We start from the raw sequence: 24,151 nt of genomic DNA, 5'->3' as shown, positions 1-24,151 counted from the left end.
GGTTGCGAGGGGCCTCGTGCGCCGCCTGGCCGGCACCCGGCCCGCGGCGAAGGCCCTGCTCGCCGACACCACGACGGCCCTGCGGGCACTGCCCGCCGACCCCGCCGTGTCCCTGCCCGCCTTCGCCGCCGGCACGCTTTCAGACGCCCACGCCCTCGACGACGACACCCCGCTCGCCGCCCTCGTCCTTTCCGGCGTCCGCGCCCTGACCGGCTTCCCGGACGGCAGCGGAGCCGAATGGCGCCGCGAGACCTAGGCCTCGGCTGGCCTCCTCAGGGGATGCCCTCTCCTCCACCGTCCTCACCGTGAGCCTGCGCGGCACTCCCGCTCTCGACTGGATGACCGACATGGGCGAACCGGCCGTTGGGACTCCCTTTGTCTCGCCCTGGTTGGGCTGTGGACGACGGAGCGAGATGGCGTGGCGGTTGGTGTCAGGAGGCAGCCCACTCCCCCCAGCTGCATGGTTGACCCGCCGGGCCGTCAGGGGGCAGTTCCACCGGCTCCAGCGCGTATGGCGAGGCCTCTCTGGTCCCACCCGCGAACGTGGGTTCCGTACTCGCCAATGACCCGCCAGGACCGGTCCGGCAGCAGCTTGCGCTTCCTCATCCGAGACCGCGACAGCAAGTTCACCGCCGCCTTCGACGGCGTGTTCACCGCAGAGGACGTGGAGGTCGTCAAGATCCCTCCACGCTGCCCACGGGCAACCGCGTTCGCGGAACGCTGGGTTCGCACCGTCCGTGCCGAATGCACCGACCGCATGCTCATCGCCGGCGAACGCCACCTGCACACCGTCCTGGACCGGTACACCGAGCACTACAACAGGGGCAGACCTCACCGATCACTGGAGCTGAGAGCGCCTTGCGACGCAACCAACGTCACTCCCCTGCCGATCGGCACGATCCGACGTCGCGAGATCCTCGGCGGACTCATCAACGAGTACCACCGCGCAGTCTGACGACCCATCACACGCCGACCGAATCACCGCAGGCCAGCAACCGTGCGCGAATATTGGCACCCTTCACGGCGCATCGACATCCTCAAAGGACACGAGGTCCGTGTGCGCGGTATCGCGTGGTCCCCCGACGGTCGTCGCATCGCCACCGCCTCGGACGACTGCACCGTACGCATCTGGTCCACGGCCACTTTCGAGGAGGTCGCCATCGTGGGTGTCCATCAGGACAAGGTGTCCTCCGTCGCCTGGTCCCCCGACGGCACGCAGCTGCTCACCGCCTCCTTCGACGGCCCCGCCCGGATCTGGCCCATCTGCCCCGATTTCGACCACTTGGAAGCGACCGCCCGCGGCCGAGTCTTCCGCATCCTCAACGACGACGAGCGGCGCCAGCACATGCTCCCTGCCGCCCCGTGATCAGAGTTGCTTGGGCTCGACCGTGCGGTCATCGGTGGACACCAGATAGTCATCCGGGTCAAGGTCCATCGCCTTCCGCTGCGGCGAGGCCCAGTAGAGGGCGTTGCGCTCGGCGAACGACTCGGGACCCTCGTAGGCAATCAGCCACACGAACTGATTCCGCTCCCGGTCAACCCAGGCTCCACCGATCTCAAAGCCCAACTCCAGACGCAGCGCCACGATTTCGTCCCTCCACCGCGTTACCCACCCATCGAGGAGGCCCTCCTTGACCGTGTAGGTGCGCAGCTGTGTGGTCCTGGCATGCAGGTTCCTCCAATTCGTCGACAACGGCATGCTAAGCCGACGGTGATCAGCGATCAGAGTTCACAGAGAACCGGCTTCCGCTCAATGTCGTACGGGACAGTCACGGTTTGTGCGTTCCTCGCCACGTCCAACCCGAGGCAAGCACGACCTCCTGCAACGGGTCCCTCAGATCGTTCGAGTCGAAGCGGAAGTCGTCAACGCGCTGGCGCCGACCGTCCGGGCCTTTCTTGTAGCTTCCGCGCCAAGACTTCACTCGGGTGCGAGGCCCCCTGCCGTGCCTGCGTGCCACAACGCGGGTGGGCGGGTCGCCGGCGCGCGTCGTCTCGCGGACATCGGCGCAGACCCGCACCTCGTGGGCCCCACCGTCCAGACGCATACGGAACTTGAACGTCCGCTCCACCTGCCGGCGTCCCATCCCGCTGCCCCAGCCCGGCTCGAGCATGTGCCACTCTGCCACCACGTCGGCCTTCTCCTCCGCAAGCGCGGTGCGCACGCGGTAGGGCTTGTCCGGGCCATTGAGCGCGAACAAGGCCGCCTCCACGTGGGAGCGCGCCAACGGCTCGGCACCCTCGTCCGGGTATCGGGTTCCCGTCCGCCAATCGCGAAAGCGGCCCATTGCTAGTTTCCTTCCGGGGTACTCGGTCGCACGGTGCGTACGAAGTCCTGGAACTCTTTGAGGACTTCGGGAAGCTGTTCGGTGGTGGCGGTCAGTGCCAGCTTGATCACCGCATACTTGTGCGGATCAACGGTGTCGGCAAGGGGCAGGTACACCTGGACCTGGGCGAGCTCGCGGAGCTCGTCGTTAACGGCGGCCGACAGGAGAAAACGCTGCACGAGAGCGGGCGCGTCGTCGGGACCGACCTCGCGGCGGTCCACCAGTTGCACGGACTCAGCGGCCTGCTCAAGGCGCTCCACGGACGCGTCGGCAAGGTCCGACAGTGATACGTCGTCGGGCGGAATCTCTCCATCGATGGTGATGTTGGCGGCGAATCCGGCATCGGGGTGGGGATGCAGGGCCGCGAAGGCCACGCCGAAAGTGTCGATGGTCTCAGGTGAGGCCGGGGCCCAGCCGTCAGGCAGCTGGAACTCGACTGCCACCGGAAGTAGCTTGGGCAACTCAGTTGCTCCTCTCATCGGGCTGGTCAGTCGAGCCAGCCGGCGACGGTGTCCTTGGTGGATTTGAGGCCGTGGCCCACTGTGTCCACGGCGCCACCAAGCCCGACCGCGTCAGCCGCACTGTCGACGGTCTTGCCGAACTTGTTGGGGTCGAAGGTGATCTCGGTTCCTGCTCCTGCACCCACGGCTACGGCTGCGAAACCGCCGGTGCTCAGTTTCCACACACCCGTGCTCGTCTTTCTTGACGCCGAATTTGGCCTCGACGCCCGCGCCGGCGCCGACCTCGAAGTTCCCGCCGATACCGATCCCGGCCGCCTCGACGCCGCCGCCGATCGAGGCCTTCGCACCGTAGAAGGCCTTGGCGCTGACACCGACCTCGTCCTTGTTCACCTTGCCCGAGATTCCGGCTTCGGCGCCGGCGAAGCCGTCGCCGCGCAGATAGACACCGCCCCAGTCGCCGTACTCGGCCCGTCCTTCCATCAGTGCTCTTGCGCCTGCGGACACCTCGGCCTTGCCCGAGATGCCCTTGTCACTGAAGCCGTAGTTCGCGCCAGAGCGAACACCGGCGTAGGCGTCGCCGATCCCGGAGAGTTTCCAGTCGCCATTGGTCAGCGAGCCCTTTCCGGTCATGTGGACGAGATCGAAAGCCGCCTTGACCGAGCCCTCCTTCCCGTACTTGGGATCCGCCGAGGCGCTGAAGGACGGGGACCACCAGTCCAGCTTGAAGTCCCCGTCGCCCTTCCATCCGCCAGACTTCTTGCCGCCCTTGCCTGCGGCCCTGTAGTCCTTCAGGTGGTCCTTGGCGTCTCCGTTGAAGCCCTCGAGTGTCCCGTCCTTCCAGTTGGAGTCGATGACCACCGCTTTGAGTGCCATCTGGACGGAATGGTCAGTCTTCTCTGCGTCCTTGACGATCTGATCGAGGTGGTCCTGCCACGCCGTGACAGCAGTCCCCACGGATTCCTGGTACGAGGGGTCGTGATGGAGGGCGTTACGTTCACCTTCGGTGAGATCGGTGGTGTCGAAGGACACCACGCCCTCGTCGGAGACCGCCATGCGGGCCTTGATGGCGTCCGCGTGGGCGGACCTGAGTCTCTTGCGCACCTCGCTGAACTGGTGGTGTGCGTCCCGCAGCAGGGAAGCGACCGCTTTGGCTTCCGTCTGGGCTTTCTGAAATTCCTTCAGCGTGATGTCGAACCGTCGATTGGCGGCATCCGCGCTCAGCCCCGTCCAGGCCTGCCCCATGGATATGCCGTGAACATCGCGGTCGTAGGCGACTTCCTGCTTATGGAACTCCTTCGCCATCCCGTCCCAACGGTCCGCGGCCGTGGTGAGTGTGGACAGGTCGACGGTCATGATGTCGTGGTACGTCGGCATGGTTCCCCCGTGGTCCTGCTGTGGCGTCCTGCTGGTCGAAGTGACGTTCAGGAATGGGCTCTGCCCATCTGCGTCAGAAGCCGTCCAGTGCCGAAAGAGAGCGCGTACGCGCACCTACCTCGCCATCGGTGCCCTGCAGAGTGTTGTTGGCACCCCGCAACGCCGCCTTCTCCGACGAGAGGCGGTTCAACAGGTTGTGAACCTGCTCGCCCCAGGTCTTGTGGGCCTTCTTTAACGCCCCTGACGTGAGCCATCCATCGCGGAACTCCTTAACGGCTGCACCGGTGTCGATGTCCGCCCAGTCGCCTGCCTTACGGGTATCCGGCTGGATGTGCTCCTCAATGGCCCGTGCGGCGGCCTTCTTCTCCGCCGGACTCGACGCCAGGTCTTCCTGACCGCCGCCGGCAGGCCGCGCGTCGTCGGGAAGATGGTTCAGCCGCATACCGACCATGTTTTCCGGCCCGCTGTGTGGCGTGTGTTGTTCCCCGGTCGTATCCGTCATGGAATCTCGCCCCCGCTCGATCCTCGTCCTGTCATGGCGTGCCCGTGTGGTTGGTGTCCTGGTACGGCCACGGCTGCCCTTGCCCCGACTGCGTGCCGGGGGGAGGCGGCTGCGTCCACCCCTGCTGCGGCGACGGCGGCAGCGGTGCGGTCAATGCCTCGCGGCGGCGCTTGCGGCTGCGCAGGGCGACGGCCCCGCCACCAGCTCCGACCAGCACAAGCCCGCCCACTCCCGCCAAGATCCACGGCAGTGCGCTCGACTCGTCATCAGAAGACGCCGCGGAGGGGGACGTCGAGGCGCCCGCGGACGGCTCAGCGGTTGCGCCTCCCTGTGCCGCCGCTGAGGCCCCGTCTTTGTAGTCGGGCAACGGGTAGTCGTCGGCCTGGCCTGGGGCCCCGGGCTCGGTGAGTGCGATCCGGGGGCGCACAGCGCCATACCCGATGGAGTCGGTTCGCTTCTTCCCGCTCACGGCTCCGCTCGCAGTGTTCAGCATGCCCCGTAGGACCTGGTTGTTCGTCCAGTCCGGATGCTTCGACCAGATCAACGCCGCGGAGGCGGAAGCGAGCGCGGTGGCGTCACTCGTACCGTGAGAATCGCACAGCTCGCTGCCCCCCTTGCAGGCGGCGACCATGTCCGCACCGGGTGCAACCAGGTCGACCTGCGGGCCGTGCTGGGATTCCCTCGTCGCCTTGACATTCTTGTCGATCGCACCGACGCCGACCACTCCAGGTGTCCCTGCCGGGTACTCCACCCGATTCGTTCCGGCACCGGTGTTGCCCACGGCCGCGAAGACCAGCTTGTTCTTCGACAGCGCGTAGGCGACTGCGTCGTCCAGCTTCTGTGCGTGGTCCTCACTGCCCAGCGAGATGTTGATGATCTGGGCATCGGAGTCCGCGGCGTACCGGATGGCCTTGGAGAGATAGGTGGGGTAGTCGTCGGGGTTACCGTCTTTGCGGCTCTTCTCGATGAAGTCCGGCACCCGGATCGGCAGGATCTTGGCTCCGGGAGCCAGCCCGTACGAGCCCTGCGTGTCGCCCTTCGCGCCGGTGGCCGCGATCAGTACGGCCATGCGGGTGCCGTGCCCGTCGTAGTCCGAGTGCTCGTCGCCAGGGTGCCGGGAGTAGTCCTTGCCGGGCAGTACCTGTCCACGCAGGTCGGCGAGATCGGGGTCGACGCCCGAGTCGATGACCGCCACCGTAACGCCCTTACCGGTGCTGGTCTTCCACATCTGCTCGGCGCGCATGGCGTCCAGGTACCACTGCTGGTCCCGGACGGTCTCGGCGTGCGCGGGTGTCACGGCAACGCCCGCGAGCACGACGCCGGACAGGGCCGACGCCAGCCGGAGCCTGCGTACCTGCTTGGTACGGGAACCCATCGTCATCCTTCGTTGTCGCGCCGAGTCGTCGGTGGCAGGCCTGGCAGCCGCAGCGGAGGCTGTGGTAGCTCGGTCTGATCCGTCTCTGCTTCCTCACGCACAGGCCGCTCGTCACGCGAGCGCTCCTCCGGAGCAGGCCGAGTGCCATCCTTACGTGCCGTCTGCGAGGAGCCTCCAGCGGGTCCACCACTGTGCACCTGGGCTGTACGGCTCTCCGTTCCGCGTACGGGACCCGCCGCTCTGGTCGTGGTCGGCGGGTTCCGGCTCGTCTTCGAGGGTTGCGGCTTTCCACCGACGACACCATCGGAGTGCGCGGGCATCCGTGCACCGGCCACGCCGCTCTCACGTCCCATGCCAGGCACAGCGCCGCGGCTCGGTGTTGCTCCGGCGCGTGCCCCCACGGGGGCATTACCGCGGACTCCTGGTGCTTGCTGAGTCGGGGAACCGCCGACCACCGTGCCCCGCGGAATCGCACCTGTCGCACGGCCCGTCTGCGGTGCAACCGGACGCCCACCTGCAATCCCGTTGGACGGACGCCCCGGGCTCGCACCACCTGGTCCTGGTACACGCGACGCGGAGCCGCTCGGCGTGCCCGTCACCCCGGGAACTCCGCGCCCCGGCAAAACCGCCCGCGACGCGCCGGGGGTACCAGGGGCAGTACCAGGGGCACGCGGGGCCGTCGGTGTGCCCAACGGTCCGCGGAGACCGTTGGCAGCAGAGACACGGCCGCCGCTCACTCCGCGCTGCGGAGCACCGGATCGGCCTGTGCCTCCGAACGCCGGCGGTGACATACCCGGGACCGGGGGCCCGATGCCTGAGGTGCCGCCCGGCAACGCGGACGGCGGCGACGCGGAGGGTGTTGCAGTCGGAGCGGTGGGAGGCGGGAGCGTGCCGACCCTGTCGAGGGCGATGTTCGCCTCGCCCGGGGACAGATCCGGAACTGTTCTTGACGGAACGGCAGTTGAGGTTGTGTGGCGGTCTCCTGCGGCCAGTGCGGCACCACGCGCCGCTTCGCCAACTGCTGCAGCCCCTACTGCAGCAACGCCCACTCCGCTCGCCACAGCCGCCGTCCCAGTGCTCGATGCATCATCGGAAGACGCGCCCGGGCGGTGGGTGAGATCGTCGCGACTCTCCGGCACGAACTGTTTGGGAAGTTCCGGGAACTTCGGGGCCTTCAGCGCATCGATCTGCTCCGTCGACGCCGTGTACGACTGTGCCAGTTTGATCATCAACTGGGCTGCTGCAGTACGGTCGTTGTCGTACTGCGACTTGGCCGACTTCACGGAGGACTCCGACGAACCGCCGTCGTGGTTGCCGACATCCGTCGCCTTGGCCGCGTGCGCGTCCAGGATCGAGCGTGCCGAGGCACTGGAGTTCTTCAGAATCTCCAGCTGCGGCTTGACCTCGTGCAGCGTGTCCGCCGCATGCGCCATCCACTTGCCGGCGGACTCGCTGTAGTCGCCCAGGCCCAGGGTCGCGAGCGCGGCCTGATGGACCCACTTGCGGAACGCCTCGCCGCCCTCTCCGTCCCACTCGACCGCCGTGCTGTGCGTCTTGAGGTCGTCGCCGATGCTCTTGATCGTCTTTGCCGCCGCCGTCAGCAACACGCCGAGATCTGCAGGCTTCGAGCCGTCCGCCGGCTCGACCATCGTCCACAGTTCCTCAGGGGTGTGCACGGCGAAGCGGTACTGCTTGACCATGCCCCACATGCGCGATCCCAGGCCGTCGCTCATGCTCCGCCCTCGTCTTTGCGTCCCTTGAACAGAGCGATCTCTGCTGCAGCAGTTACGGCATCAGTCGCCCGCCGCATCACAGTCCGCCCGCTTCCGTGTCCGTCGCCTGGGGGCGCGGCTCACTGGGCTCTTCGCCGTCCGAACCACCCTTGCCCGAAGCCTGCTTGGTGTCCGACCCCCCGTCGACCAAGGCGTCGGCATCAGTGCGGATGCGGTTCAGTCGTGCGCGTACGTCCTCGTCCAGGTTGTCGTAGCCGGTCTTCGACGCATCCACGGTGACGACCAACGCCTCGATCTGGAGCGCCAGCATCTTGGACAGGTTCTCCAGCTGAGTGTGCACGTGCGTGTAGGAGGAGTGCAGGAGATCCGCCTCGTCGAACGCCCCCAGTCGGCCCGCCCCGAGCGTTCCTCCGGCGATCTTCGAAGGCGCCGCGTGCGACTTCTCCAAGTCCCGCAGCAAAGTGTCGACGCGGCGTTTGAACGCCGTCAGCGTCTCTCCCTCGACCCGCATCGCCTGCGCCACAGACGCACCGACGGCCCCCAGAACCGACGCAGCCAAGCTCCCCGCCGCCGCGCCGATCCCGGCCACTGCCGACTGCGGCGCATCCCCCGTGCCGTCCGACACGATCTGTCCCTCCCCGTAGAGCCCGCCCCTCGGCATACGTCCAGTCCCGCCGAGGTGCTTCATGATGTTCCCATCTGTAACAGATGCAACCTGAGCACGATATCCGGGCCCTACATCCCCTGCAGAGCCTCCACGGGTTCAGGCACGCGCAGTGGCTGATAGCGGCTGGCATCTCAACCTTCAGGAAGTCCAGGAACCACCAACACGAGACAGCACGGCCCACGCAATTCCGCAGGCCAGCTGGGTGACAGAGGGCTCTGAACGCCGCTCTGGGCAGGCACATCCCTCGCACTCACCGACACGGTCAGCGCTGGAGTCCGACGCCATTTGGCGGCTTCTCACCATTCGTGGAACAACTCGTCGTTCCCACTGAACTTGCAGTCCGTAACCGCTGGCTCCTCGCACTGGCTGGCCGCCCTACGGGCATCAACACGACGAAACCGCGAAAGGCCTACGACCAGCTGGCTCGTCCGCATCTCTCACTGGGGTGCCAGCTTGCCGTCAGGTGTGGCCCAGGGGATAGATGCGAGCCCGTGCAACGCTGACAAGGCCCGGCAACCGCCACCGATTGCCGGGCCTCCGTGCATTCGTCAGTCGACGAGGTAGTGCGCTTCGCTGTAGGCGACGGTGGAGTCATACGGCTCCCCCACCGGCTTCAACATGTACCGGCGGAAGACCTCAACGGTGGCGCGGCGGGCGCCTCGGTTGCGAGCGTCAGTGTTGTCCCATGACCAGCCAAGAGCGCGTGTGACCGCCCGATCGATCTCCTCGGCCAGCTTCCGCTCTGTGACTGCCAGGCCGGACGGTGCGAGGTCGCGGGTGATCCGCGACAGGTCACCCACCTGGTCATCGTCCAGCACGACGACGGCTTGGTCGGGGTACTCCTCGGCATCTACGATGGCGCGCGCAATCCGGAGTGCTTCAGACAGGAACTCAAGCGCGTCCTGGGAGTTCTGGATGATCCGGTCCCGTAACAGCCTGATCCGCTCCGCCAGAGTGGTGTACTTCCCGGACTCCGGTGGGCGGCCTTGATGTGGTCCAGGATCTCCGTCGCGGACGGCGGCGTCTCGTCCTCGCCGTCGTCCTTGTCAGGCTTGGGGCGGACGAGAGCCAGCAGCTCCTTGAAGATGGCGATGCCCTGGGCGTCCAGGACGAGGGCTTCCTCCTGAGAAGCGACCACAGAGAAGGAAGACGTGGGCGTTTGATCTCCAGGACCATCGGCCCCAGCTCACCCCGTCGCTCCTTCGGCTCCTCGTCGAGGACTTCTTGAACAGGGTCGTGTCCACGGATCCGAACAGCCCGAAGGCATCCCTGTCTCCGTCCGGACCCTCACCGCCTGCCCCGACGAACCGCTCTATGCCGATCCCACCAGCCGCGACTACTCCGCCTGCCGAACCTCCGCCGCCGAGGCCCGCACAGCGTGCGCATCCCTGGCCCTCCTCGGGCAAGCCGCGGGATCCAGCATGCTCTTCGACCATCCGACCGAACTCGCCGACGTCGTACGAGCCGTGGAAAAGATCTACGACAACCGCCAGCACCCGCCCGCTCCCCCGGCTTCGACCGCACACTGACCAAGGACACCCACATGCCCCGAGCTCCGTTCCAGGTCCTCGTCGTTCCCTTCCGCCACGTCGGCCACCAACTCGAATTCGCCGTCCTCCGACGCGAGGACCTGAACGTATGGCAGGCCGTGGCCGGCGGCGGCGAGGACAACGAGACCCCCGAACAGGCCGCACTGCGCGAGGCCACCGAGGAACTCGGCCTCGACCACCCCACCCCCCTCTATCCGCTGCAGACCACAGCCAGCGTCCCGGCGCGCTTCTTCGCCGACCGCGTCCACTGGCCGGCCGGAACCTACGTCGTCCCGGAGTACTCCTTCGCCATCGACCTCACCGGCATTGAGGCCGCGATCTCCCACGACCACACCGCCCTGGAGTGGCGCGACTACGACACCGCACACGAAGTACTGCACTTCGACAGCAACCGAACGGCTCTCGGCGAACTCCACGAACGACTCCTGGCCATCGACCTCCCCCAGCCGATCAAGAGTGATCGCCCATGACCGCTCCTGACCCCGCCTCCGCAAGACCATGTCGCACGGCCATACTCGGCCAGGGCTACGTCGGCCTCCCCCTGGCCATCCGGGCCGCAGACGCCGGCCACCGCGTGGTGGGATTCGACACCGACGACATACGAGTGAAGCGCCTACGGGCCGCTCAGTCCCCGTCCCCGGACATCCCCGACCGCCAGGTCGCCGCCGCCCTGACGAACGGCACCTACACCCCGACCGCGAACGCGAACGCGAACGACCTGGCCGGGTTCGACGTCGCGGTCATCGCGGTGCCGACCCCGCTCCGCGACGGTGCACCGGACCTCTCGTCCATCGAACACTCCGCCCGAATACTTGCTCCTCCGTAGCGCTCCAGAATGGGTTCACCGGCCCTGACCTCGGGGAATGCGCGTGGCAACCATCTCTCCGGCATGATCAGTGCTCGTGCTGGTACGACTTGCCTACCTGATCACCATGCGGATCTTCGCGTGGCTCGTCCTACTGTCCCGATCCTCTGCGGCCAAGAACGCGCGCCACGAGCTCGCGGTTCTCCGCCGACAGGTCACCGCGCCCACGCCCGGCTGGTCAGACCGGGCGCTACTCGCCGCCCTGGCCCGAATGCTCCCCCGAGCCCTGCGCTTGCGGGACAGTAGTAGCGAATCGGTTGTGGCCAGTCGGGCTCACTCCTTCCCCGAGGTAGGAACGCACGCGTAGGGAGGGCAGCTGTGGATCGCGTTCCCCACGACGTCGCCCCGCTCTCCGGCGTCGAGTGAGCGCGCCGGCTGAGACCCCCGTTACAGAAGTCCATGCCGGTTTCGGCCAGAGTTCCGGCCCTCTCCTTCGGGCCCTGACAGGGTGAGGTCCGTGCCCCAAGGAGACTCTCGGCTCCGGCGCAGCCGAGGTGACGCGGCACAGGCGAACAGGCACATCACCGCTGCCTGGTGTCACCCCTGAAGGACAGCGTGATCCACTGCTGAATTCCACGTCACTGCACGCCACCCTCTCTGTCAAAGTAGATCGAGTCGGGCATACTGGATGATTCATTGAGTCGAGGGCGGAGAAGGAGTAGTGCCCGGGTGGCCAGCACGAATGACCACGGGACCCCTGATCCGCAGGTAGAAGCCCGTTCGACCGGTCCGCGCCGGTATACCGCGGAGTACAAGGCGAGGATCCTCGCGGAGTACGAGACGTTGGACAAGAAGGGCAAGGGCGCTCTGCTGCGGCGGGAGGGCCTGTACTCGTCGTTGATCACGACGTGGCGGCAGCAGCGGGACAAGGGCGCCCTGGACGCGCTCGCCGCGTCGGCCGGACAGCCGAAGGCGGACCCCAGGGACAAGGAGATCGCGAAGCTGAAGGCGGAGAAGGCCCGCCTGGAAGCCGACCTCGCGAAGGCCCGCACCGTCATCGAGGTCCAGGGAAAACTCTCCGCGCTGCTCGACCAGTTCGCCACGGACAGCGCCCCGAACAGGAACGGCGAGAAGAACCAGTGACCGGGGCCCAGTTCGCGGCCGTGGCGTTCAACACCGCCCGCAATCAGGCCCTTGAAGAGCTCACCGGGCTGGTCGGACGCGTCCAGGCATGCGCTGCGCTCGGCGTGAGCCGTGCCACCTACTACCGCCAACACCGCCGAAGCCCCGCCCCGGCCAAGCCGCGGCGGGAACGGCGTCGACATCCGCGCGCTCTCGCACCCGAGGAGGAGATACGGGTCCTCGATGTGCTCCATTCCCCGGAGTTCGCCGACATGGCGCCCGCCGAGATCTACGCGGTCCTCCTGGACCGGGGTGTCTACCTGTGCTCGGAGTCGACGATGTACCGGCTCCTGCGACGGCACGGCGAGGTCCGTGAACGCCGCCGCCAGGCCGTCCACCCACCCCGGACCGTTCCCGAGCTGGTCGCCGAGGGCCCGAACCGGGTCTGGAGCTGGGACATCACGAAGCTGAAGGGGCCGGTCAAGGGCGTCTACTACTGCCTCTACACGATCATCGACATCTTCAGCCGCTACACGGTCGGCTGGATGATCGCCGCCCACGAGAACAAGGACCTCGCCGAGCGGTTCCTGTCCGAGACGATCACCAAGTACGGCATCGAACCAGGGCAGTTGACGATCCACTCGGACCGCGGTTCCCCGATGATCGCGCAGAACGTCGCCCAGATGATGGCCGGTCTCGGCGTCACCAAGTCGCATTCGCGGCCGAAGACGTCGAACGACAACCCGTACAGCGAGAGCCAGTACAAGACCCTGAAATACCGGCACGACTTTCCCGAGCGTTTCGGATCCCTCGAGGATGCCCGGGCGTGGTGCACCCAGTTCTTCACCTGGTACAACGAGGAGCATCGGCACTCCGGGATCGGCCTGCACACGCCCTACGACGTGCACTTCGGTCTCGCCGAGCAGCTCCGCGAGATGCGTGCCGACGTCCTCCAGGCGGTCTACGCGAAGCACCCCGAACGCTTCGTCCGCAAGCCACCGGAGCCCCCGAAGGTCCCCGCAACGGCCTGGATCAACCAGCCGGCACCAGACGGCCCACTGATCCCAGCACAGCGTTAGAACGATCTACCTGCCTTGATTGCTTTGACAGGTTCCGCCAGTTGACGACGTATCGTGTTGCGCACAAAGAGCGGTGCGCACTGGGTGACGCCAACGTATTGAGGAGACATCGTGTACATGCACATCGCCGTCGATGCACCAGATGACGATGGAGCGGCCCACGTTCTATACGACTGGCTCAGGCAAGATCGTGAGCTCCGGCGTCACGCCACCGTGGATCTGGCGTTGCCCTCTGGCACCTCCGAACGCATGAGTACAGGCGAGATCATCAACATGGTGGTCAGCAACAGCATCGCCGCCGCCAGCCTGGCGGTGAACATCGTCGTCGCCTGGCAAGCAGCTCGACCTTCACCACCCCGAAAGGTCACCTTTAGCCGCGGGAACACGACAGTGACCGTCCACGACACGTCGGACGAGACCCTTCGCCGAGTCAGGGATCTCTTGGCCACCACGCCCCCGAGCGAAACCGACAGGGACACCAGAGCAGAACAGCCTTCGGTGTCATCGGCGACCGGAGGTCCTGATGGCTCTGCCTGATGTCAGCGGCAGTCGCGTGCTTCTGATCGGGGCGGATGAGTACGAGAACCTCCCGAGCTTGCCGTCGGTCCGAAACAACATCGAGAGGCTCGGTGAACTCTTTAGGGCTGAGTTCAGCGGAAGCCTCTCTGTCAATCACTGCGTCACGCTACTCAACCCGGTTGGAGTCAAGGACGCCCTCGACGCGGTGAACCGCGCCGCGAGCGAGGCAACGGACACGTTGGTTGTGTACTTCGCCGGCCACGGCCTGCGTGCCACCTCCGACGGCACTCTCCGCCTCGCGCTGCGGAACTCCGAGCCCAGCACGAAGCTGTACGAATCAATCGCCTACAGCGATCTGCGTGCCGAAGTAGCCGACTGTCTCGCGCCGAAAAAGGTAGTGATCCTCGACTGCTGTTACAGCGGTGCCGCCCTGGAAGGTTACATGGGCGTACCTGACGAGTTCGCGGACCAGACCGCTATCGTAGGCACCTGTGTCATGACGGCCTCGGCTGCGACTCAGGCAGCTAGGGCTCCTGCGGATTCGGAATTTACCTCGTTCACTGGTGCACTCCTGGAAGTCATCAACGAGGGGGTTACAGGTGCCCCAGATCCACTTGACATGGACTCGCTCTATCGGAACGTGCGCTGCCGATTGGAATCGCGAGGGCTTCCAATACCGCAACAGCGCGCCAGGAATCTGGGTCAGACCATCACGCTCTTCCGTAACCGGGCAGCGAAGAGCCCCTCACCGCCGACGCTCGCGGCGGAACGCGAAGAATGGTTCCGCGAAATCCAACAGGGACTTCTCTGGGGTTTGGAAGACATTTCTGCGCTCGGCGCCGGTCGACTGCGCAGCGATCTCGGTGAGCCAACTCTCGTTGCTTCTTTGCTGGTTGCACGCATCGCCCAGCATCTCGCCAAAGGTGAGACCACGTCGAACATTGTTCAACTGCTCACTTCGAGTGGAGTCTTTGCCACGCCAGTCCCGGATGTCGCCGAACTCACAGCACTCGTGAGCAAAGTCCGGTTCGGCTTCGAACGAGACGGGCTCGCCACCTCCATGGCGATCCGCGGTGGCCTGGGGCTCCTCCCGTGGAGCCCCGAGGGTACATACATGCTGCTCATCGAGCACTGGGCCGCCCAGCGCTGCCGCACAAGGCCTCGTTCGCGCGTGCAACACGAGCTCAGCGAGCTCTGGGACACAATGGATCCGAAGGTCCTTTCAGCACTCTCGTCCCTGCCAGCCGCTCCGCTGGAGACGTACCCCGATCTAGGGGAACAACTGGCAGCTGAGTCGGACGTGCGCGTCGGCAACCTCGGCTCCCTCGCGATCGGCCGGCCTAGTGGTGACCGCGCCTGGAGCCGGTGGATGTCCACGCGCCCGTGGAGCACTCTGAAGGCGCGCCACTTGGTGCACCTCGGTGGAGATCTCGCAAGGGTCCCGGCAGGATTGCGAGTCATCGATCGCCTGAGCGACCAGACGCCACCGGGTCATGAATTTCACGGGGTCATCACCCGCGCCACCGAGATGCTCCAGCAGCAATTGGATCACATCGGGCTGGCCATAGAGGGCATGAGCGCCATCGAATTCGACCTCCTTCGCGAGCGAAGCGAGGACGAACACTTCCAAGACGGTTGCCTCACTACCTTCCAGAAGTACCTCCTGAACAGGTCCCAAGTTTTCGGCTACGTGCCTGACCACCTGACAACTCACGGCACATGGGGCCCACTCCCGTGGTGGTCGATCGCCATAGACGACACCTGCGAGTTCCAAGCAGCCGAGACCGCTCTCCGGCGCGGAACCGCGCTGTTGCGGTTCACGGTCGGCCCCGACGATGCTGAGAGCCTCGATATCCACTTTGACTCTCTAGAACCCGGAGCATCAAGGCTCACAGCTCAATTCCACTACGACCTGTCAAACGTCGTGCACATCTGCGAACTGCTCCTCGTCGCGAGGCGGGAGTCTGCGCCCATCGACTTCCTCACCGTCCACGTCGACGAGTGGGACGATCACGAAGTCGAACTCATCGGAACGCTAAGCGTTGCGCTCGGCACCGATGTAGGCGCAACGCTCGCCGACGTTGCCACCCGTTCCCTCCGTCGCCTCCTGCCCGGCGCTAAAGGCCCCGACATTTACCTCCACGGAGTCCCGCAGCTGGGCGCACTCTTGAAAACTTCAAACCCCCCTCAGATCTGCCGCTACCCGAGGTGAGACAGGCGACCGCCGACACTGGGCGTCTGTCGTCGCGTGCCCCGTTCCGGGTCATCGGCGCGCATTCATCGGCGACGCACGCCAGCCCGACGCACCTCGGGTCCCCTGGGATACCGACGTCGGATATCGTCCGACGAGTCCGTACCGAGCTTCACCTGTCGCCCTCCCCGGACTCCCGGACGTCCCATCGTTCCGACTCCGGTACGCGGTTGCTCCTCTCCTCCTCACCACTGCGAGGCACATTGTCGTCGCTCAACTCGGAGGCGAACAGGCGCCGAATCCCAGCGCCGAGCTCAGTCAGGGCGGAGCGCACACCGTCCGCGTGTCGGCCGACGTCGACCTCGGCAAGGCGCTGCGCGGTGGCCAGGTAGGAGACGATGGCCTGGGAGTGGTGTCGTTCGTTCTGGGCCGGAGCGTCGTCGCTGACGACCTGGACGGTGTGGCCGTTGGGCAGCAGCTCGGTGCGTACGTAGTGGTCGGCTTCCACGCGGGCGAGGTTCGCGAGCGCGCGGGCGTAGAGGCGGTGCTGGGCTTCAGTGCGGACCGCTGCCAAATCCTGGCGACGGGCCTCCGTCGCAGCGCCCCTCATCCGGGCGCCGCCGTCGTAGCGCAGCCCTTCCTGTCGTGCGATCTTGGAGACAGTGGAGGCGCTGCGGCCGATCTGCCGAGCAATGGCACTGCGAGGCAGCCCTTCGCCGTGCAGGCGGAGCACTTCCTCGCGATCCGCCTCCGTAACGGCGTCGGCCATGAGGGCTCACCTCCTTGAGCCAAGGGTGACGCGGGTGCGGCGATGTGAAGATGGCTCAGCCCTTAGGGGCGAGCCGATGTCGAGCGGTGAAGGGTTGAGCTTAGGTTCACCTGCCGCGATGGAGCGTTTCGCCGAACCAGAACGAAGCATCGTTCAGCGAGTTCTCGTTGATGACCGGCCGGAACCACTGGCGAGGCAGACGACTGGGCTTGTCGAACCACTCATGTTGGTGCTGCACCGCTGCGATCGTGCAGTCCACCAGCTGAATGAACATAGCGACAGCACCACGTACATACCCATTCTGGATAGTCGGCCTTCCGTGTCTCTCATGGTTGTCCGACCACCAGACGTAGTGCCACTTGTTGTAGTCGATCAGGTCGTCGTCTTCCGGCCAGTTGTCCCAGGGCTCGTCCGGCGTCTTGCCGTCCTTCCAGGCCATGCCTCGATCGGCCATCTTGTAATAGAGCCGATGCGCTCCAGCGTCCCTCGCGGACTTTGCGCCCAAGAGGTGCTGCCTGATGACAGTTCGTCATCGGTCATGTTGTGCTCCGCCCGGCCACAAGGGCATTGTCCGGGCTAGCTCTGCAGGAGACGCAGGAGTTCCTGTTCCTTTTGCGGGGCTGATGCCGTGGTCGTCCCAGCGCGGATGGGCCACCGGCCCATCCCCCGCCTCAAGCCAGGCCCATGTGTCCACGACGGTGTCCGCGAGAGGACGGCACTGAAGACCCGCCTCTTGGGCGCGGGCCGAATCGACGGCCCATGTGCCCTTGGTGGTACGCCACAGTGGGAGTTCGGTCCACTCGCGTACCCCGTGGCGCTTGAGGAGGTCGTCCCCCGCCCACGCGAAATGGCCACCGTTACCGGTGACATGCAGGCAGGCGGCCAAAAGGTCGCTCACGGTGTCACGACCGCGCGGCGCTGCGACGTTGTAGGTACCGCGTGGGGCGGTCAGCGTGAACTCGGCCACGTCGCGGACGTCGGCGGGCTGGATCTGCTGGCCGGGTCGGCCCGGGGCGAGGATCGTGCCGCCGCGCTCGCAGCGGCTCAGCCACCAGGGCAGGCGGCCCACGTATTCGGCGGGACCAAGGATCACTCCCGGCCGCAAGATCGTCGCCCGCCCGGCGAAGTGGCCAGGACGGCGGCCTCGCTGCCAGCCTTCTGCTTGCCGTAGTGGACCGTGGTGCCGTCGTCGGCGCCGTAATCGCGGTCGGCGTCCGCCGGCGCGTCGTAAGTAGCACTGTCCTCGGTGAGGGGTTCGTGGGGCCAGCCCGTGTATGCATTGACCGTGGAGACGTAGACATACCTGTCGGCGGCCGCGGCCAGTACGGCAGCGCCGTCGAGAACTTGGCGGGGAGCCATCTCAGAGGCAGACGTGTCGACCACCGCGTCCCACTGTCCCAGCGCCGCGAGCCGCCTGAGGTCGTCGGGGTTCGTCCGGTCACCGTGGACAGCCTCGACGCCAGGCAGGTCGGGGGCGCTGCGGCCGCGGTTGAAGGTGGTGTCCTCCAAGCCACGGGCCGTGGCGTTGTCGGCGACGGCGCGTCCCAGGAACCAGGTACCACCGAGGAGAAGGATCCGCATGTTGCTAAACCTGCCGGTCCAAGCTCGGTCGAGGCCACCAGGGAGTGCTTCTCATTCTCATGATCCAGCCGATTGACCAGCAGGCCTGTGATGACCGCTCTGGCCTCCAGCCAGCTGCGCGCACCCGTCTCTGGCACGTCTCCCAGTTTTCGGACGAACAGATGCTGGAAACCGCGCCCCGCGACAGCAGCACGAGTGCCTTCGTCACGAGCGGGGACATTCCGCACTCTCAATCAGGGGATGGCACTTGGCGCCCGTGACAGGGCAAACACGAGCGGGCCTACCCTCGTATGTGGCCATGCGCAGGGCGTGCTCATCGCGGATGAGCATCTCAGCTGCCTCAATGCTGGGCACTCCGATGTCCTTCCAGACTGCCACGGCGACTTCGTGAACGGTCATGAACGCCATCTCCGGGAGCCGCTCCTCTCCGCCACGACGGCTCTTACTCTTCTTCCCGTCCCCGCCAGCGGCGCTGGAGGGAGCGTCGCCGCGACGGGTCCGATCCGAGGCAGCGTGCTCCTGACCGAGCTCTCGCATGATCAGTTCGGTTGCGCGGTCGATGGTCGTGGCGACCGTGGCGTGCCCTGGGGGTCGGTACTGGTGGCCGTGATCGGTGCGGGCCATGCAAATGCGGTTGGCGATGCTGATGTCCCGCTGTTTGATAATCAGCGCTTCGCGGTCGTCGACGGACAACTTCCCTCCCGGATCGTGGGCGCGTTGCGCGGCGACCCGGGAAGGGAGGAAGTCTCGTACGACCAAGGCGCGAAGTAACACTTGCGCCGCGTTCCTCATTGCCACTTCGAAGGAAATGACGTCGCTCATGCGAACCAGACTCGCGGCCAATGCTGGGGCACAGCGAGTGATGAGCAAAAGAGGCATCGACGTCAGCAGTGACCGGGTACCGTCCGCTCTGCTCGAACTGATCGGACACAATGACAGGTGATGCCGCTTCAGGAGCGCGGCCACGCCTGGTCTCGAGGCGGATGGGGGTGCAGAGGGCAACCCCGCGTAGGGCGAGGCGGCGAGGATTCCCAACATGACGAGCCCCGAGCAGGACGGGCGTGAGTACGTGGCCACATACTCACAATGACCACGCAGCATGGCGACTCTAACGAGGTCACCGCAGCGATCAGGTTCGCCGCATCCTCGGTCAAGCCGCTGGGGGAAGGCGACGTCCCTGTGCTGACGAATCCAAGGACCCGTGCACCAACTTGAACTCACCACGCCGGTCCCGGCGACGGGGCTATACCACCCGCCGCTCGCTTGCGAACCCACCGCCGGCGGCTGGGGCCGCTTCCTAGCGGAATGGCTCGCGGAGACCTCCAGCAGGCGGCGCACGCCATGATGGCCAACGGATATCGCCTCACGCAGGAGGCACCAACCGGGGCGAAGTCGGCGCCGAACCCAGCCGCCGATGACGCGCCTCCGCCACTGCCCAGCCGAAGACACCAGCTCCGAGGCCCGCATCTCCGTTCACGCGCGATCAACCGAACCGCGGGGCGCAGGTATCGGTCCTGTCCGGATGGGCGGGCGACATCCGCTCCGTCGACTTCCGCGCCCCGGGTCGCACCCCCAACCAGGCCGACCAGTCAGATGCGCCGACGATGGCCTACTCATCTCAACTTCACGATATCCGCCAGGCCATGGGGATTGTCCGACCGTGCAGATAGCCTATGGGGGTGTACGACATAACGGACCCAGCCGCCTCTCGGCGCGCGGCAAAGGCCGCAGAACGAGAGCGTCTGGCGCGCGCCCTGGAACGCCGCCAAAGCCAGGGCCCTACGGGGGTAAGCGGTTTTGTACAGCGCAAATGGCGATGGCTCGGGGTCGGCGGCAGTGAGGCTGTCGAAGCGGTTCTCGCCATGCTGACGGAGGTGACATCCGTCCCTGGTCTGCCCGAGGCCCAGCGGGCCGCACTCTCCCAAGCGCTGGAAGGCGCGCCTGACCGTGAGACCTTGTTTCCGGCAATCCGCACTGGACTGGGCCTTCTTCCGCCGGGCTCCGTTCTGACTCACCTGCGCGCCCTGTGGGGCCACCAACGTGCACTGGCTCAACGAGACAGGGCTGGAACGGTGCCGAGTGCTGTGCTCGACCGCGCCGGGCCTGGAGCTCGTCAGCAAGCGCTCGCAAACCATCTCGGGCGGCGCCGCCTTCTCCCTGTTCGCCACCGCCGCCACCCGCGGCGCGATCCCACTACCCAACCGCTTCCTCGAGGCCCTCCTCTCCTGGGCTCCCCTCTCCGTCCTCGACGATCTAATCGAGCACGGCGGCCTGGTGCCCGAGGACGAACCGTGGCAAGCGCGTGACGACGACGAAGGGCTGTACCTTCGAGCGCGCCTCGCCCCGGGAACGCTCACCCTGGAGCAGGCCGAGCAGCTCGAATGGCACTTCTACCTGCGCAGGCACGCTTTCCTCAAGGGCCATACGCTCCTGCGGCAAGAGCCCGAGGACGTCTGGGACCTGCTGTATGACGTGACTATGGATGGCGATGTGTCGGCCCTCGGAGCGCTCGACGCCGCGCTGCCCCGGGTGCAGCAGATCGAGCTGCGCAATATCAAGTCGGGGGCCCTCTCGGGCCAGTGGCCCGTCGAAATGACCGCGGATCGTGGGTTGTGGCTGCTGATGGCAGCACTGTGGACACCACGGCAGCCCGTCGACGCCGGACGTAGCCCGTTCTATGCGCTCGTCGCCCTCAACCGGGCGTATGACCTCGCGAAGTCCGGTGATCTGGAGGCGGCGGCTCATCAGTCGCGGTCTCTTACCCGCGAGGGCGGCAGCACTCGGAAAGTCCCAACTGGTTTGGTACTGGAGGCGCATGCCATTGCGGCGTACTCGGCTGCGGCAATGGGCGATCTCGACACAGCCGAGGAGCACGCCGGCAAGGCGGCGGCGACGGGCGGGGATATCGCCGAACGTAACCTTGCGCTTGTCCGCGCCTGGAAGAGGACGACGAAGAACAATCGCGGTCCGGTAACCAACCCTTTTCTGGACATTGGGCTGGGCCATGGTGACGGTAGTTGGGAAGAGCGTTGCCGTGCGATCTTCCGGCACCATGAGGGTGATCCGGTCGCCCAGGCAGGGCTGAACCGAGCCGAGGACCGTATCCGGGACGCGCTGCGCAGTGAAGCGGGTTGGGACGTCTTCTTCCAGCTTCCGCTCGACTCATCCCAGTACGCCATGCCCTGTGTCGTACCCCGCAACGTGGTGCCGCCATTGGAGGCCCTGCGGCGTCGTACCTCGGTGACCAGTGGCGCGGATCTCGAGGCCATCCGAGCACGGGCCGCCGTCGAACTCCTGGACGACTTCCGCACTACGGCCCCGCATCTCGACCGCCACAGCCACACCCGGTGATGCGTCAGTTCACAGACCGGTCAATCGAATCCAACAAGGCAGAACCCTGATGAATCCGAAGAACACACGCGCGAAGCGCGGCCCCAAGATCCCTAAGATCCCGAAGGGCCAGCGACCGCACCGGCCGTGCCCGCAGTGCGGCCAGACCCAACCCGGTCCCCAGGCAAGTGCCGCATCGCGCAAACCAGGCGGTGCAAAGGGCCGCAAGGTGCACCGGTTGGAGGCTCCCACGGCACCAGCCGCCGTGCAGACCGCCGAACCGCCGACGAGCCCTCCGCCGATCGACGCGGTGACGATCATCAAGGGGGTCGTAGCGCGCGTACCGGAAGCCATAGAAGGCGTCAGACTCGGCGACTGCCCTCCGCCTTCCGTGCTGAACTCAGCGGTGCGCAAGGCCGTTCTGGATGAGTTCCGCACCCGCGCCCTCTTCGCCGGACGGCTCGCCGAGATCGACGCCCTGCTGTGGTCCCAGGAATCCCACGGCGGCGACACGGTTGAGGGCGCGATGACAGCTCACCTGCGTGAACTGCGACTGCTGAGGCTGACGGAGCCGGAGGAGAGCGACCGCTTCGTGGTCACCGAGGGGGAAGGCGAGCTCTTCGAGCTCTTGCGTCCGGCGTATGTCGATGAGTTGACCGGAAAGGTCATTCTGGCAGGACAGCTGCGGCGAGTGTCCGCATCCAAGGGCATGGCGGCGGGGGAGGAAGCATGACAGCGGCGGGCATTGACTTCGGTACGACCAACTCGGTGGTGGCCCAGTGGAACGGCGAGTACGTCGAGGTACTGGAGATCGGCGGCCAGGGGCTCGACGCCGACTGGCGCCGACCGGGCTTCGACCTGCTCTACCCGTCGGTGGTGGGCACCAGTTCCCTGCGGCCCGGCACCTTGTTCGGCTGGGAGGCCAAGCTCCGCTCCGAAACCGCGGTTGAGGCATGCAAGCGGATGCTGCGCGAGGAGCCGTTCGTGACGTTGGGCGGTGAGAGGTTCGCCGCCACCACCGCGGCGGCCGGGGTCTTCCGCGCCATGGTCGGCGCGGCTGAGGAGGAGGCTGCCACCGAGATCCGTGAGGCCGTCATCACCGTGCCCGCCAACGCGACCGGAGCGGCCCGCTTCCGCACGCGCGAGGCCGCCCGCGCCGCGGGCATCAAGGCCCGGACACTGCTCAACGAACCGACAGCGGCCGCAATCGCCTACGCACACGAGATGGAGCTCGACGGCGAATTTCTGGTCTTCGACTGGGGTGGCGGCACCATGGACGCCACCCTGCTCCTACACGAAGGCGGGTTCTTCGACGAGAAGGCAAGCCGAGGTGTCAACCGTCTCGGCGGACTCGAGATCGACGCACGACTGCGGCGCATCGTCCTTGACCGGGCTCCCGCCCAGGGCCGGTGGAGCGACTCCGAGAAGCGTCAGTTCAATCTGGACATCGAACGGGCGAAAATCCTGCTCTCCCAGCAGGAATCGGTCCGTATCGTCACCCCCGATTCGGTCGTGGTCGAGATCGGTCAGGACGAATTCTCCAAAGCCATCCAGGACTTGATCAACCGTGCGCTCGACCCGGTAGAGCAATGCCTGGAACAGGCCCGGATCGATCCGCACGATCTCACAGCAGTGCTGATGATCGGCGGCAGCAGCCAGATCCCGGCGGTGCGCGCCGCGGTATCGGAGGCGCTCGACTGCGAACTCGTCGACACCGCACTGTGCAACCCCATGACAGCCGTCTCCGAGGGGGCAGCAATCTGCGCTGCGGCGATGGACGGTGAGCTGACGAGCATCGTCCGTGTGGTCAACACCCACGCGCTGGGCACGGTTACCAAGGACCGCGACGGGAAGCGCCGCTTCAGCTCCCTGATCGACCGGAACCAACGCCTGCCTCAGCAACGAGTCAAGTCGTACGAACCCACCAGAGACAACGTCTCCCACCTCACCGTGGAGGTATGGGAAGGGCACCCGGACCGCCCCATCGACCACCCGGACAACGTCAAGCTGACCGATCTTGTTCTGACCTATCCACAAAGATCCAAGGCCGAGGACGGTGTCTTCGACCTGGAGTACACCTACAGCAAGGAGGGCCTCCTCACCGTCAAGGCGACCCTACAGAAGACGGGTGAACCTGTTCTTGAGGGAGAAGTGAAGGTCTTCGGTGACGGCAACGTCCTGCCGGAAGTGAAGCAGGAGCTCGACCGCCTCAACGCTCTCACTCCGACTGCCCGCCCGGCAGCGACGCCGACACATCCACACCAGAACCGTGGGACGGCGGATAACAGCTCTTCCCCTCCCGCCCACCGGCCGGCGCCGGTTCCCGGGCAGCCTTCTCACGCGTCTGCGCCCGCAGCCGCCGCGGTGACGACGCCGCTCGTCGTGGACGGATCAAATCTCGCCTGGAACGGCCGGCCGCCTCGTGCCGCCGGAGGCAAGCCGAGTTTCGCCGCCCTCGAAGCAGCCATCAGGTCGCTTCGCTTCAAGCACCCCGACCGTGACATCCACGTCGTCTCGACGCCACCCTGCGACACGACGTCTCCGCCGAGGAGCGCCCCGACGTAGAAGCCGCCATCGCCGCGGGCACCGTCGTACAACCTCCGGCCGGGACCGAGGGTCGCGGCGACGCACTCGTGATCAGCATCGCAGCCGAGGTGGGCGGGGTCATCGTCTCCAACGACAATTTCGCCCCGTTCCAGAAGGCAAACCCCTGGCTCCGCGCAGCCGGGCGAGTAACGGGGGCCACGCACTCGCAGGGAATCTGGGTCT

The 24,151-nt window shown here is 66.3% G+C and carries 23 protein-coding genes and 1 pseudogene; 11 read left to right on the top strand and 13 right to left on the bottom strand.

The window, feature by feature from the left end:
• Positions 1–16 precede the first annotated feature (16 nt).
• The 3 genes from ACY0PA_RS35100 (at position 17) to ACY0PA_RS35090 (ending at position 1,366) form a co-directional block, all read left to right on the top strand.
• Complete coding sequence (locus ACY0PA_RS35100) at positions 17–256, top strand: TIGR02679 domain-containing protein (protein WP_473081453.1); 240 nt, start codon at positions 17–19, stop codon at positions 254–256.
• Positions 257–562: 306 nt separating this feature from the next.
• Entirely contained in the window at positions 563–955 is a 393-nt protein-coding gene (locus tag ACY0PA_RS35095) for an integrase core domain-containing protein (RefSeq protein ID WP_473081452.1), read from the top strand.
• A gap of 42 nt (positions 956–997) precedes the next feature.
• On the top strand, positions 998–1,366 hold the full coding sequence (locus ACY0PA_RS35090; protein WP_473081451.1) for a WD40 repeat domain-containing protein: 369 nt from the start codon (positions 998–1,000) through the stop codon (positions 1,364–1,366).
• Here ACY0PA_RS35090 and ACY0PA_RS35085 read toward each other — a convergent pair whose 3' ends face one another.
• The 8 genes from ACY0PA_RS35085 to ACY0PA_RS35050 all read right to left on the bottom strand — a co-directional run bounded on the left by ACY0PA_RS35085 (position 1,367) and on the right by ACY0PA_RS35050 (position 9,254).
• Positions 1,367–1,699, bottom strand: a complete 333-nt coding sequence (locus tag ACY0PA_RS35085) for an NIPSNAP family protein (RefSeq protein ID WP_473081450.1) — start codon at positions 1,697–1,699, stop codon at positions 1,367–1,369. It lies immediately after the preceding gene.
• Between the two features lie 70 nt (positions 1,700–1,769).
• Positions 1,770–2,285, bottom strand: a complete 516-nt coding sequence (locus ACY0PA_RS35080) for a hypothetical protein (RefSeq protein WP_385881098.1) — start codon at positions 2,283–2,285, stop codon at positions 1,770–1,772.
• Between the two features lie 2 nt (positions 2,286–2,287).
• Positions 2,288–2,767, bottom strand: a complete 480-nt coding sequence (locus ACY0PA_RS35075; RefSeq protein ID WP_473081449.1) for a hypothetical protein — start codon at positions 2,765–2,767, stop codon at positions 2,288–2,290.
• Positions 2,768–2,896: 129 nt separating this feature from the next.
• The gene (locus tag ACY0PA_RS35070; RefSeq protein WP_473081448.1) at positions 2,897–4,138 is read right to left on the bottom strand and encodes a hypothetical protein; all 1,242 of its coding nucleotides are present in this window, start codon (positions 4,136–4,138) and stop codon (positions 2,897–2,899) included.
• A gap of 94 nt (positions 4,139–4,232) precedes the next feature.
• Entirely contained in the window at positions 4,233–4,661 is a 429-nt protein-coding gene (locus ACY0PA_RS35065) for a hypothetical protein (RefSeq protein WP_473081447.1), read from the bottom strand.
• 31 nt (positions 4,662–4,692) lie between these two features.
• A complete protein-coding gene (gene mycP, locus ACY0PA_RS35060; RefSeq protein WP_473081446.1) occupies positions 4,693–6,036 on the bottom strand; it encodes a type VII secretion-associated serine protease mycosin in 1,344 nt (447 codons plus the stop codon).
• 1,809 nt (positions 6,037–7,845) lie between these two features.
• Positions 7,846–8,394: a hypothetical protein gene (locus ACY0PA_RS35055; RefSeq protein WP_473081445.1), complete on the bottom strand. Its 549-nt coding sequence runs from the start codon at positions 8,392–8,394 to the stop codon at positions 7,846–7,848.
• A 590-nt stretch (positions 8,395–8,984) separates the two neighbouring features.
• Positions 8,985–9,254, bottom strand: a complete 270-nt coding sequence (locus tag ACY0PA_RS35050) for a hypothetical protein (RefSeq protein ID WP_473081444.1) — start codon at positions 9,252–9,254, stop codon at positions 8,985–8,987.
• Between the two features lie 725 nt (positions 9,255–9,979).
• On the opposite strand from ACY0PA_RS35050, the gene ACY0PA_RS35045 reads away from it, so the two are divergent.
• The 5 genes and pseudogenes from ACY0PA_RS35045 (at position 9,980) to ACY0PA_RS35025 (ending at position 15,723) form a co-directional block, all read left to right on the top strand.
• Entirely contained in the window at positions 9,980–10,456 is a 477-nt protein-coding gene (locus tag ACY0PA_RS35045; protein ID WP_473081443.1) for an NUDIX hydrolase, read from the top strand.
• Positions 10,453–10,812, top strand: a complete 360-nt coding sequence (locus tag ACY0PA_RS35040; protein ID WP_473081442.1) for a hypothetical protein — start codon at positions 10,453–10,455, stop codon at positions 10,810–10,812. The genes ACY0PA_RS35045 and ACY0PA_RS35040 overlap by 4 nt, the downstream gene beginning before the upstream one ends.
• A 708-nt stretch (positions 10,813–11,520) precedes the next feature.
• A pseudogene (locus ACY0PA_RS35035) lies at positions 11,521–12,992 on the top strand (IS3 family transposase).
• Positions 12,993–13,109: 117 nt separating this feature from the next.
• Complete coding sequence (locus tag ACY0PA_RS35030; RefSeq protein ID WP_473086530.1) at positions 13,110–13,529, top strand: effector-associated constant component EACC1; 420 nt, start codon at positions 13,110–13,112, stop codon at positions 13,527–13,529.
• Positions 13,516–15,723: a caspase family protein gene (locus ACY0PA_RS35025; protein ID WP_473081441.1), complete on the top strand. Its 2,208-nt coding sequence runs from the start codon at positions 13,516–13,518 to the stop codon at positions 15,721–15,723. The genes ACY0PA_RS35030 and ACY0PA_RS35025 overlap by 14 nt, the downstream gene beginning before the upstream one ends.
• 151 nt (positions 15,724–15,874) lie before the next feature.
• Here the strand turns inward: ACY0PA_RS35025 and ACY0PA_RS35020 are convergent, their stop codons facing one another.
• The 5 genes from ACY0PA_RS35020 to ACY0PA_RS35000 all read right to left on the bottom strand — a co-directional run bounded on the left by ACY0PA_RS35020 (position 15,875) and on the right by ACY0PA_RS35000 (position 18,874).
• Positions 15,875–16,471: a helix-turn-helix domain-containing protein gene (locus ACY0PA_RS35020; protein WP_473081440.1), complete on the bottom strand. Its 597-nt coding sequence runs from the start codon at positions 16,469–16,471 to the stop codon at positions 15,875–15,877.
• A gap of 106 nt (positions 16,472–16,577) precedes the next feature.
• Positions 16,578–16,910 carry a hypothetical protein gene (locus ACY0PA_RS35015; protein ID WP_473081439.1) on the bottom strand — a complete coding sequence of 111 codons (333 nt, stop codon included), beginning with the start codon at positions 16,908–16,910 and terminating at the stop codon, positions 16,578–16,580.
• Positions 16,911–17,000: 90 nt separating this feature from the next.
• Positions 17,001–17,564: a hypothetical protein gene (locus ACY0PA_RS35010; RefSeq protein ID WP_473081438.1), complete on the bottom strand. Its 564-nt coding sequence runs from the start codon at positions 17,562–17,564 to the stop codon at positions 17,001–17,003.
• On the bottom strand, positions 17,561–18,052 hold the full coding sequence (locus tag ACY0PA_RS35005; RefSeq protein WP_473081437.1) for an NAD-dependent epimerase/dehydratase family protein: 492 nt from the start codon (positions 18,050–18,052) through the stop codon (positions 17,561–17,563). Before ACY0PA_RS35005 ends, ACY0PA_RS35010 begins: the two co-directional genes overlap by 4 nt.
• Before the next feature lie 204 nt (positions 18,053–18,256).
• Positions 18,257–18,874, bottom strand: a complete 618-nt coding sequence (locus ACY0PA_RS35000) for a hypothetical protein (protein ID WP_473081436.1) — start codon at positions 18,872–18,874, stop codon at positions 18,257–18,259.
• Positions 18,875–20,092: 1,218 nt separating this feature from the next.
• On the opposite strand from ACY0PA_RS35000, the gene ACY0PA_RS34995 reads away from it, so the two are divergent.
• The 3 genes from ACY0PA_RS34995 to ACY0PA_RS34985 are packed head-to-tail and all read left to right on the top strand — an operon-like array spanning position 20,093 to position 23,947.
• Positions 20,093–21,403, top strand: a complete 1,311-nt coding sequence (locus ACY0PA_RS34995) for a hypothetical protein (RefSeq protein WP_473081435.1) — start codon at positions 20,093–20,095, stop codon at positions 21,401–21,403.
• 49 nt (positions 21,404–21,452) lie between these two features.
• Positions 21,453–22,115: a hypothetical protein gene (locus ACY0PA_RS34990; protein WP_473081434.1), complete on the top strand. Its 663-nt coding sequence runs from the start codon at positions 21,453–21,455 to the stop codon at positions 22,113–22,115.
• Positions 22,112–23,947, top strand: a complete 1,836-nt coding sequence (locus ACY0PA_RS34985) for an Hsp70 family protein (RefSeq protein WP_473081433.1) — start codon at positions 22,112–22,114, stop codon at positions 23,945–23,947. Before ACY0PA_RS34990 ends, ACY0PA_RS34985 begins: the two co-directional genes overlap by 4 nt.
• The last annotated feature ends 204 nt before the right edge of the window (positions 23,948–24,151 follow it).

The organism is Streptomyces sp. DS1-CR2, from assembly GCF_055760475.1.
The sequence above is the reverse complement of the archived record's forward strand: the minus strand, read 5'-3'. Positions and strand labels throughout refer to the sequence as shown.

Excerpts from the sequence above, each read along its gene's own strand:
- ACY0PA_RS35095 (WP_473081452.1), top strand. The coding sequence starts at position 563 with ATGACCCGCCAGGACCGGTCCGGCAGCAGCTTGCGCTTCCTCATCCGA.
- ACY0PA_RS35085 (WP_473081450.1), bottom strand. The coding sequence starts at position 1,699 with ATGCCGTTGTCGACGAATTGGAGGAACCTGCATGCCAGGACCACACAG.
- ACY0PA_RS35080 (WP_385881098.1), bottom strand. The coding sequence starts at position 2,285 with ATGGGCCGCTTTCGCGATTGGCGGACGGGAACCCGATACCCGGACGAG.
- ACY0PA_RS35070 (WP_473081448.1), bottom strand. The coding sequence starts at position 4,138 with ATGACCGTCGACCTGTCCACACTCACCACGGCCGCGGACCGTTGGGAC.
- ACY0PA_RS35065 (WP_473081447.1), bottom strand. The coding sequence starts at position 4,661 with ATGACGGATACGACCGGGGAACAACACACGCCACACAGCGGGCCGGAA.
- mycP (WP_473081446.1), bottom strand. The coding sequence starts at position 6,036 with ATGGGTTCCCGTACCAAGCAGGTACGCAGGCTCCGGCTGGCGTCGGCC.
- ACY0PA_RS35045 (WP_473081443.1), top strand. The coding sequence starts at position 9,980 with ATGCCCCGAGCTCCGTTCCAGGTCCTCGTCGTTCCCTTCCGCCACGTC.
- ACY0PA_RS35040 (WP_473081442.1), top strand. The coding sequence starts at position 10,453 with ATGACCGCTCCTGACCCCGCCTCCGCAAGACCATGTCGCACGGCCATA.
- ACY0PA_RS35030 (WP_473086530.1), top strand. The coding sequence starts at position 13,110 with ATGCACATCGCCGTCGATGCACCAGATGACGATGGAGCGGCCCACGTT.
- ACY0PA_RS35025 (WP_473081441.1), top strand. The coding sequence starts at position 13,516 with ATGGCTCTGCCTGATGTCAGCGGCAGTCGCGTGCTTCTGATCGGGGCG.
- ACY0PA_RS35020 (WP_473081440.1), bottom strand. The coding sequence starts at position 16,471 with ATGGCCGACGCCGTTACGGAGGCGGATCGCGAGGAAGTGCTCCGCCTG.
- ACY0PA_RS35015 (WP_473081439.1), bottom strand. The coding sequence starts at position 16,910 with ATGGCCTGGAAGGACGGCAAGACGCCGGACGAGCCCTGGGACAACTGG.
- ACY0PA_RS35005 (WP_473081437.1), bottom strand. The coding sequence starts at position 18,052 with ATGCGGATCCTTCTCCTCGGTGGTACCTGGTTCCTGGGACGCGCCGTC.
- ACY0PA_RS35000 (WP_473081436.1), bottom strand. The coding sequence starts at position 18,874 with ATGAGCGACGTCATTTCCTTCGAAGTGGCAATGAGGAACGCGGCGCAA.
- ACY0PA_RS34990 (WP_473081434.1), top strand. The coding sequence starts at position 21,453 with ATGAATCCGAAGAACACACGCGCGAAGCGCGGCCCCAAGATCCCTAAG.
- ACY0PA_RS34985 (WP_473081433.1), top strand. The coding sequence starts at position 22,112 with ATGACAGCGGCGGGCATTGACTTCGGTACGACCAACTCGGTGGTGGCC.